This window comes from Yeosuana marina (assembly GCF_011762485.1).
Lineage (GTDB): Bacteria > Bacteroidota > Bacteroidia > Flavobacteriales > Flavobacteriaceae > Yeosuana > Yeosuana marina.
On sequence record NZ_JAAKGI010000037.1, the window covers coordinates 1 to 9,064 of the forward strand.

The window sequence follows — 9,064 nt, forward strand, 5'->3', positions numbered from 1 at the left end:
GTAGATGAAGATGGCGATGGTAATGGCGATGATGACGATGAGGACACCATCACAATCATGCCAGCACAGGCAGATTTATCATTGAGCAAGACTGTAGTAGATGGCGATACGATGCCATTAGTTGGGTCAGAGATTACGTTCCAAATAACGGTAACCAATGACGGTCCAAATGATGCTACAGGTGTTGAAGTGACAGATTTATTACCATCAGGATATGATTTTGTATTGTTTAGTTCTACATCAGGCACATATGATGAAACGACAGGTCTGTGGAATATTGGAAGCATTGCCAATGGAGAGTCAGAAACATTACTTATAGATGTGCTAGTAAATGCATCAGGAGATTATTTGAACATAGCAGAAGTAACAGCATCAGATGTATTGGATGTAGATTCTACACCAGATAATGACGATGGTGACCAAAGTGAAGATGATGAGGATAGCGCAATTGTAACACCGGTTGATGCCATGGCAGATTTATCACTAATAAAAACTGTAGTGGATGGAGATACTATGCCTTTGGTAGGCACTGAAATTACTTTCGAAATAACGGTTACAAATGATGGTCCACAAGATGCTACGGGAGTTGCTGTAACAGATCTTCTGCCATCAGGATATGATTTTGTATTGTTTAGTTCTACATCAGGCACATATGATGAAACGACAGGTCTGTGGAATATTGGAAGCATTGCCAATGGAGAGTCAGAAACATTACTTATAGATGTGCTAGTAAATGCATCAGGAGATTATTTGAACATAGCAGAAGTAACAGCATCAGATGTATTGGATGTAGATTCTACACCAGATAATGACGATGGTGACCAAAGTGAAGATGATGAGGATAGCGCAATTGTAACACCAGTTGATGCCATGGCAGATTTATCACTTGCAAAAACTGTAGTAGATAATGATATTATGCCAAACGTAGGTGATGAAATTACATTCCAAATTACAGTTACCAACGCTGGACCTGATGCTGCAACAGGAGTAGAGGTAGTAGATTTACTACCAGCTGGATTCGACTTCATCTTATTTAGTGCAACTTCTGGTGTTTATAATGAGGTTACTGGATTATGGACTATAGGTACAATACCTAGCGGAGGCTCTCAAACATTATTTATTGATGTACTCGTAAACGCCCCAACTGGAACTTCAGGAGAATATTTTAATTCGGCTCAAGTTACTGCAAGTGATGTAATGGATCCAAACAGTGATCCAAATAATGATGATGGTGACCAAAGTGAAGATGATGAAGATGGTATATTGATTATGACAGAAACAGCAGATTTAAGCTTAATAAAATCTGTAAGTGATGTGAATGCAAATGTAGGAGATACTGTGGTCTTTACAATTCAAATAAATAATGCTGGAGCAGATGAAGCCACAGGAGTTGCAGTTCAAGATATTTTGCCAATTGGTTATAGTAATATTTCGAATATAACTAATGGAGGTATATTATTTAGTAATGTTATAGATTGGACAAATCTAAATGTACCATTAACAGGCTTAACATTAACATATGAAGCTACAGTTAATATGCCTACGCTTGAAGAAGGAGAATATATGAATGTTGCTCAAATTACTGCAAGTGACCAATTTGATCCAAATAGTGACCCAAATAATGATGATGGTAATCAAAGTGAAGATGATGAAGATAATGCATCAATTAATACGCCAACAACAGATATCGAAGTTACTAAAGTGGTAGATAACGCAAACCCTAATATTGCAGATGAAATTGTATTTACTATTTCAGCTACCAATTTGGGTGGAATAAATGCATCATCAGTTGAGATATTAGATATTCTTCCATCTGGTTATCAGTTTGTTTCTTACAGTGCAACTTCTGGAACTTATAACGATGGAAATGGAATATGGCAGATACCAACTGTTAATGCAGGTGAAACTGAAATGTTGCAAATTACTGTTATTGTTTTAGATATTAATGACTATTTAAATATTGCATCACTTCAATTCTTAGATCAAATTGATTCTGATGGAGGAAACGATGTGGGCGATGCTACTATTGATCCCTCATGCTTAAAGATTTATAATGAATTCTCACCAAATGGTAATGGAAAAAACGAGTATTTCTATATAGACTGTATAAACAATTATCCTAATAACACATTGGAAATTTATAACCGATGGGGTAATCTAGTTTATAGCAAAGAAGGTTATGATAATACATTTAATGGTGTATCAAATGGAAGGTCGGTTTTTAATAAAAACGAAAAACTTCCTGTAGGAACCTACTATTATATTCTTGACCTAGGTGACGGTTCTGAAAGAAAAGCAGGATGGCTATATTTAGTTAGATAATTAATAATGATAAATTTGATTTTACCTCAAACATAAATTTTATAAAATGAACTTAAAAAATAAAACAATAATTTACTCATTAGTGTTATTGACTACACTAGTAAGTTATGGTCAGCAAGATCCTCAATATACAGATTATATGTTCAACACATTGAATGTAAACTCGGCTTATGCTGGATCCAGAGGTCATTTAACTTTTACTGGATTACATAGAACACAGTGGGTTGGTCTTGATGGAGCGCCTACAACCCAATCCTTCAGTATAGATTCTCCTGTTGGAAAAAATGTTGGATTAGGAGTTTCAATAATTAATGATCGATTAGGACCTTCAGATGAATTTTATTTGGACGCAAACTTTTCATATACCATTAAACTTTCAGATAATAGAAGATTATCTTTTGGATTAAAAGGCGGCGGAAGAATGCTAAATATAGATTGGACTCGAGGTTCTTATCAGGAAGATGAAAACGTTTTTCAAAACAATATTGAAAATAAATTTCTTCCAACCATTGGAGCAGGAATTTACTTGCATGGCGAAAGAAGTTATATAGGACTTTCAGTGCCAAATTTCTTAACTAGTGAGCACTATGATGGTATTCAAAATGCAGTTGCTGCCGAAAGACTTCACTTCTTTTTAATTGGAGGAAGAGTTTTTGATTTAAGCCCAACCGTGAAATTCAAACCTGCGTTTTTAGGAAAATTTGTAACTGGTGCGCCAATAATAATAGATCTTTCAGCCAACTTTATGTTTTATGATTCTTTAAGATTAGGCGTTGCTTATCGTTGGGATGATTCTGTAAGCGGATTAATAGGATTACAAGTTGGTCCAAAACTGATGATTGGTTATTCATATGATGCAACGACAACGAAATTAAGAAATTTTAATTCTGGCACACATGAAATTATGTTGCGTTTTGAATTAAGATCTAAAGAAAAACAATTAAAATCCCCACGATTCTTCTAAACTTAAGCCAAATGAAAAATACAGTTACAATATTAATGTTATGCGCTACGGTTTTCTCATATGCGCAAAAGAGCTCTACTGAAAGAGCAGATCGTTTATTTGATAGAATGTGGTATAAAGAGGCAGCAACTTTATACGAATATGAAATAAAAAAGCTTGATAAAAAAAATGACACTTTTTCTGTTAATAGTTCAAATGATGAATATGAGAGGATTTTAAAAAGAGCTGGAGATGCTTATTTTTTTAATACAGACATGAAAAACGCCAACCGTTTTTATGACATTTTAATTTCAAACTACTATTCTAAAGTAGAAAGTGAATATATTTTTAGGTATGCTTTATCCCTTGAAGGAATTGGCAAATTTAGAGAAGCTAAACGATGGATGAAAGAATTTTCTAAGAGAACATTAAATACAGATGATAGGTCTGATAATTTAAATCAGAAAGAGATTATCATAGAAGATATTTTAAATATTGAACCTAGGTATATACTCAAAAATGTATCAATTAATACAAAAAATTCAGATTTTGGATCAATGTATTATAAAGATAAATTGGTTTATTCATCAGCCAAAGATTCTTCAAATTACCACACTAGAATATACCATTGGAATGAGCAACCATTTTTGGATATGTATATTGGTAATTTAAATGAAACTGAATCTGATATAAAAGAAATTGGTGTGTTTTCTAATAATTTAAAAACAAGATATCATGAGGCCACTTTAGCTTTTTCTCCAGATCAGAAAAAGGTGTATTTTACCAGAAACAACTATGATGGTAATTTGCATAGAGATGATAAAGGAACTAACCATTTAAAACTTTATAGTGCAGAATTACGAAAAAATAATGATAGTTTGTTGACTTGGCAAAATGTTAAAGAATTACCGTTTAATAGTGAAGATTATTCAGTTGGGCATCCAACAGTAAGCAGTGATGGTAAGCATTTGTATTTTGTTTCAGATATGCCTGGTTCCATTGGCGCAACTGATATTTTTGTTGTTGATATATTAGAAAACAATACTAGCAATCAAAAAGATAGCACATTCACTGGCTATTCAAAACCTAGAAATTTAGGTGAAAAAGTAAATACAGCTGGACGGGAAATGTTTCCATACATAACGGATGATGCACTTTACTTTGCATCAGATGGACATTTGGGACTTGGAGGTTTAGATGTTTATGAAAGCAAAATAGAGGATAATGTATTTCAATCTCCCAAAAATTTGGGGGCACCATTAAATAGTGAGCTGGATGATTTTGGATTTATTGTAAAAGAAAAAGAAAATAGAGGTTTTGTGTCCTCAAATAGACCTAATGGAAAAGGAGATGATGATATCTACTCTTTTGTTCGTTTGCCAGAACCAGAGCAGCCTCCTTGTAACCAAGAAATTAGAGGTTATGTTTCCAACACAATAACAGGAGAACGAATATCAAATGTAACCATAGCATTGATAAATGAAAATGGTAATACAATAGAAACTACGAGTACAGACATTAGTGGCGCATTTAAATTTAACACCACATTAGATTGTTCAACAAAATACGAGATTAAAGCTTCTAAAACAGGATATAGTCCAAGAGAAAAATCCGTACTTACATTAGATGAGTCTGGAGAAACTGTTGTGGCTCTTGGTATGGAAACCTTAAATGAGCTAATTGTAGAAGAAGATGGTTTGTTGAAAATAAAAATAGGTATTATTTATTTTGATTTAGATAAGTCTAATATAAGACTAAATGACGCTGCTATTGAATTAAATAAAATTGTCTTGCTAATGCATGAATATCCCAATATGGTTATTAAAATAGAATCGCATACTGACTCTAGAGGATCTGATGAATATAACTTAAATTTATCTGATAGTAGAGCTAAGGCTACAAGAGATTATATTATTTCACAAGGCATAGATGCTAATCGAATAAAAAGTGCTAAAGGATTTGGTGAAACTCAATTAATAAACAAATGTTCAAATGGTGTTTCATGTTCTGAAACTGAGCACCAAAGGAATAGAAGATCAGAGTTTATAATTGTAAAAATGTAATAAAAATTTAAGTGTTTTTAAATTGGTTGATGGTAAGCCAAGAGTTATGATAAAGTTAGATGATGGTTAGGTTAATTGTTTTTGTATCATGATTAATGGTGGTAAGAAAAGTGAACTTAGTAGGTTCACTTTTCTATTTTACATATTTGTATATTTTATCTAGAAGATTTTCTTTATTAAATGGTTTTGAGATAACATCATTTATACCATTCTTTTTTAAACGTTTAATATCTTCTTTAAATACTTGCGAAGATAATGCTAGTATTGGAAGTTTTTTATATTCTTTAGAGATACGTCTAATCGATTTAGCAAGAGCCTCGGGAGTATGGTGTTGTATTGTATTAGAAACTAATATCAAGTCAACCTTTTTGTTAGTTACCGTAGGTATTAAATCTTCGCCATTAGAGATAATATCTAAATAAAAATTACCATTGGCAGATAGGATTTTTAATATTGATATCTGAATTAATTCTGAATCTTCAATGAGCAATATATGTTTCTTGCCATCTAATTCAGGATACTTTTTATTATTGTTTATTGGTTCAATTTCCCAAGCTCTTGGTAATCTTAAACTTAGGTTGCAAATAAACTTTGTACCTTGGTTTAAATGGCTTTCAATTTTTAAATTCCCGTTCATTTCAGATACTAAATACTTTACAATATAAAGTCCAAGACCAATTCGTTTAGTGTTCTGGATTTCAGATTCTATTTTAAAAAACCTATCAAAAATTATGGTTTGGTGTTCTTTTGCTATTCCAATCCCTGTATCACTTACTTCTATATGTAAATTTGCTTTATGAGCTCTTATAAAATTTAGTGAAACATGTAATTTTATAGAACCTTTAGGAGTGAAGTTTAAAGCATTATTTAATAAGTTTCCTATAATTTGTTTCAACCTGTATTGATCACCTTTAAGATATTCAGGAAGCTTTTCATCAAGGTACATATCAAAGTCAATTTCTTTTTTTAAAGTTAAGATTTTAAAACCTGAAAAAATGGTGTTAAGTAAAACCTTTAAACTAAAAACTTTTTCTTTTAGAATGAGTTTTCCAGATTCTATTTTTGCAATTTCCAAAATATCATCAATTCTATGTTTTAAATCTGAATTGGCAGATAAAATGACATCTATATAGTTTTTTTGTTCAGCATTTAGGTTTGTGTCCCTTAGAAACCTACTAAATATAGCCGATGCTGTAATTGGATTTCTTAATTGATGACTAAAATTGGCTATAAAGTTATTTTTAAATTGCTCTTTTTCTTTTAAATAACTGTTTTTTAACTCAATAATCTGTGAGTTAATAATTGATTCATTTCTAGTTTGCGCAGTTAATTGATAGTTATTATAATGCTTAGTAAGATTTTCTATTACAATAACTCTTTTGTTATTAAAATTTGTTGAGAATTGTACATCAGCAATGATTGTTTTTTTTTCAAAATTTAAATTAACACAAGAAAAAGTTAGATTCTCATTTTTAATTCTTAACAGATTAATACATGATTCAAAAAAAGGATGAACATTTTGTATCAAATCATCTTTGGTTAAACTAATAATATCATTATCAGTTTCAATAACCTTTCCTGAAGTCTCAACTAGTATGTACTGAAAATTATTTGTGTGATATTTCTTTTTATAAGCATCGAGCATTTTATCAACATTATTGTAGGTCTACGGCTAATTTATAAAAAAGTTTGTCAACTTTTTTACCAGTTTTAGCACTTACAAAATAATCGACTAAAGGTTCAAAAACGTCGCTGTAGTCATTTAAATATGCTTTATTTACCAAATCTACTTTATTGCCAACAACTTTAACAGGAACATTTGGGTGGCTTTGGTTTAAGAATTTAACTTCTTCATTCAGGTTTTTAAATGTTGCAGGTCTCGATAAATCAAAAACATAGATAAAAGCATTTGAGCCTAATAGATATGAAGATCGGGTTTTTTTAATGTCGTCATACCCTTCTAAATCCCAAATGATTAGCGATATTTTTTTTTCATCTGAAATTTGAACGCCCTTTTTTGAGATATGAACTCCAATAGTAACTTTATAAGATTCAGAAAAAGTATTTTCAACAAAACGTCTAATTAATGAAGATTTACCAACTCCAAAATGTCCTAATAAAACAATTTTTTTAGATGCTGTCATTTTTAAAGTAAGCTTTAATTTTTGTTGTTAACGATACTTTATTTCTAAGGATTTCAGAATTTATTTTTTTGCTAGCAAATGCTAAAAGTTTATCTTCTAATTTATCTTTGAATATCACATTGTAAGCTCCCGAAACAATCACTGCTATATAATATGACGAAAAATTTTGAAGATGTATATGATAAAGGTCATACTCAATATATTGCAAATCTTGTTGTTCTTTTTTAAAAGCATCTTCAATAAAACTTTTAATAGCTGTAAGCATGCCGGCAACCATATCTTCATCAGCGGTTTTGTTTTTCGAATATTCGGCAAGTACAAGCCCTGAACCTTTTTCTATGATTATGATTTGCTCAATTTTTGTATTTGAATGCCCTTGTATAATTAAATCTGCATCATTTACACTTGTTTTTTTAGATGCTTTTCTAAAGAATCGCTTAAAAGAAAATGTACTATTAAGTTGATTATTTATTTTTTCAGACAATAATTTCATTTCGTGCTGCACAAATCGCTTTACCATTTTTCCTAAAATTGGATACAATGCTTCAACAACAGCATCTTGAGAGTTTTTTATTTCTTCTTTTAAAGCTTCAGTAATTGTTGGACCAAGTGTGTTTGGAATTTCAGTAACAAATTCATCCAATCGATTACTTATTATTGGATTAATTTTTTGAGCAAGATTTTTTTGCTTATTTATGGTGTTTTCAAGAATTTTGATTTTCCTCTCAATAGAGTATGAGAATTCACGCTCATCAGTGAGTAGAATATCTTTAATGATATTTAATTTTTCATCTTGATTCATACATAAGTTAAAGAAAGTCTGCTTTATTCGCCAATTTTTTCCCCTAGCTTAATAAAAAGATTACTTAGCAAAGTTCTATTTACTTTAGTATCATCAAGAGATTCTATTTTATCATTTAAAGAGTCTTCAAGGTCTGTTATTCTAATATTTACATCTGTGCTAAGAGAGTCAATACTCTGCATGAGTTCTGATTTAACATCATCAATAAGGTGCTGTAATTCTTTTTTCTTAGCAAGAATATCAGCTTTTACAGCTTCAAATTCAGAATTATATGCTTGAATATTTTCGCCAAAAATAAGCTCTTTTATAGCATCGATTTTGGATGATACATTCAAAGTATTACCATTAAGATTATCCTTAACTTCTTTTGTTGCTTGTTTTGCCATCAATTGAGGAGATTATAAGATATGCAAAAATATGTTAAATTTTAAATTAAACGAGTATAATGTTAATTAAAATTAATAAGTTCTGGGGCAGTATTATAGATAGTTAACTAAATTTATTAAATGACTTAGCAGTTATAAATAAAGATTGCCCTGATGCCTTTAAGGGAGGTTTTTCGACAACATCTAAAAACAAATAAAGAGTTTTTAGATTCATACTTCATTTCCGATTAAGAGAGGAAGAGGTATCTATATCAATATTGGTACAAAGGTAAACTCGTAAAATACTTCCGTCAAAAGACTACGGCATAAAGCCAATGCTTCTTCCACTACTCATTTATTCCGTTTCCTTTTGAGCCAAGATTTTATCTTCCGTTTGGTTTCTGCTCAAATATTGTTTAATCAAA

General features: G+C 31.0%; 7 protein-coding genes. 3 read left to right on the plus strand and 4 right to left on the minus strand.

Annotation, left to right across the window (positions count from 1 at the left end; genetic code table 11):
* The 3 genes from G5V56_RS15655 to G5V56_RS15665 form a co-directional block, all read left to right on the plus strand.
* Positions 1 to 2,322: T9SS type B sorting domain-containing protein (locus tag G5V56_RS15655; RefSeq protein WP_166966816.1), on the plus strand; the 2,322-nt coding region annotated here is incomplete at its 5' end.
* Positions 2,323 to 2,368: 46 nt separating this feature from the next.
* Complete coding sequence (locus G5V56_RS15660; protein WP_166966818.1) at positions 2,369 to 3,286, plus strand: PorP/SprF family type IX secretion system membrane protein; 918 nt, start codon at positions 2,369 to 2,371, stop codon at positions 3,284 to 3,286.
* Between the two features lie 11 nt (positions 3,287 to 3,297).
* Positions 3,298 to 5,328 (plus strand): OmpA family protein, encoded by a 2,031-nt coding sequence (locus tag G5V56_RS15665; protein ID WP_166966820.1) that lies wholly within the window; start codon positions 3,298 to 3,300, stop codon positions 5,326 to 5,328.
* Positions 5,329 to 5,461: 133 nt separating this feature from the next.
* Here the strand turns inward: G5V56_RS15665 and G5V56_RS15670 are convergent, their stop codons facing one another.
* The 4 genes from G5V56_RS15670 to G5V56_RS15685 are packed head-to-tail and all read right to left on the minus strand — an operon-like array spanning position 5,462 to position 8,660.
* The gene (locus G5V56_RS15670; RefSeq protein ID WP_166966822.1) at positions 5,462 to 6,973 is read right to left on the minus strand and encodes an ATP-binding response regulator; all 1,512 of its coding nucleotides are present in this window, start codon (positions 6,971 to 6,973) and stop codon (positions 5,462 to 5,464) included.
* Positions 6,974 to 6,983: 10 nt separating this feature from the next.
* Entirely contained in the window at positions 6,984 to 7,472 is a 489-nt protein-coding gene (locus G5V56_RS15675; RefSeq protein WP_166966824.1) for a Rab family GTPase, read from the minus strand.
* The gene (locus tag G5V56_RS15680) at positions 7,459 to 8,274 is read right to left on the minus strand and encodes a cell envelope biogenesis protein OmpA (protein WP_166966826.1); all 816 of its coding nucleotides are present in this window, start codon (positions 8,272 to 8,274) and stop codon (positions 7,459 to 7,461) included. The genes G5V56_RS15675 and G5V56_RS15680 overlap by 14 nt, the downstream gene beginning before the upstream one ends.
* 23 nt (positions 8,275 to 8,297) lie before the next feature.
* Positions 8,298 to 8,660, minus strand: a complete 363-nt coding sequence (locus tag G5V56_RS15685; RefSeq protein WP_166966828.1) for a fructose 1,6-bisphosphatase — start codon at positions 8,658 to 8,660, stop codon at positions 8,298 to 8,300.
* Positions 8,661 to 9,064 lie beyond the last annotated feature (404 nt).

Excerpts from the sequence above, each read along its gene's own strand:
- G5V56_RS15660 (WP_166966818.1), top strand. The coding sequence starts at position 2,369 with ATGAACTTAAAAAATAAAACAATAATTTACTCATTAGTGTTATTGACT.
- G5V56_RS15665 (WP_166966820.1), top strand. The coding sequence starts at position 3,298 with ATGAAAAATACAGTTACAATATTAATGTTATGCGCTACGGTTTTCTCA.
- G5V56_RS15670 (WP_166966822.1), bottom strand. The coding sequence starts at position 6,973 with ATGCTCGATGCTTATAAAAAGAAATATCACACAAATAATTTTCAGTAC.
- G5V56_RS15675 (WP_166966824.1), bottom strand. The coding sequence starts at position 7,472 with ATGACAGCATCTAAAAAAATTGTTTTATTAGGACATTTTGGAGTTGGT.
- G5V56_RS15680 (WP_166966826.1), bottom strand. The coding sequence starts at position 8,274 with ATGAATCAAGATGAAAAATTAAATATCATTAAAGATATTCTACTCACT.
- G5V56_RS15685 (WP_166966828.1), bottom strand. The coding sequence starts at position 8,660 with ATGGCAAAACAAGCAACAAAAGAAGTTAAGGATAATCTTAATGGTAAT.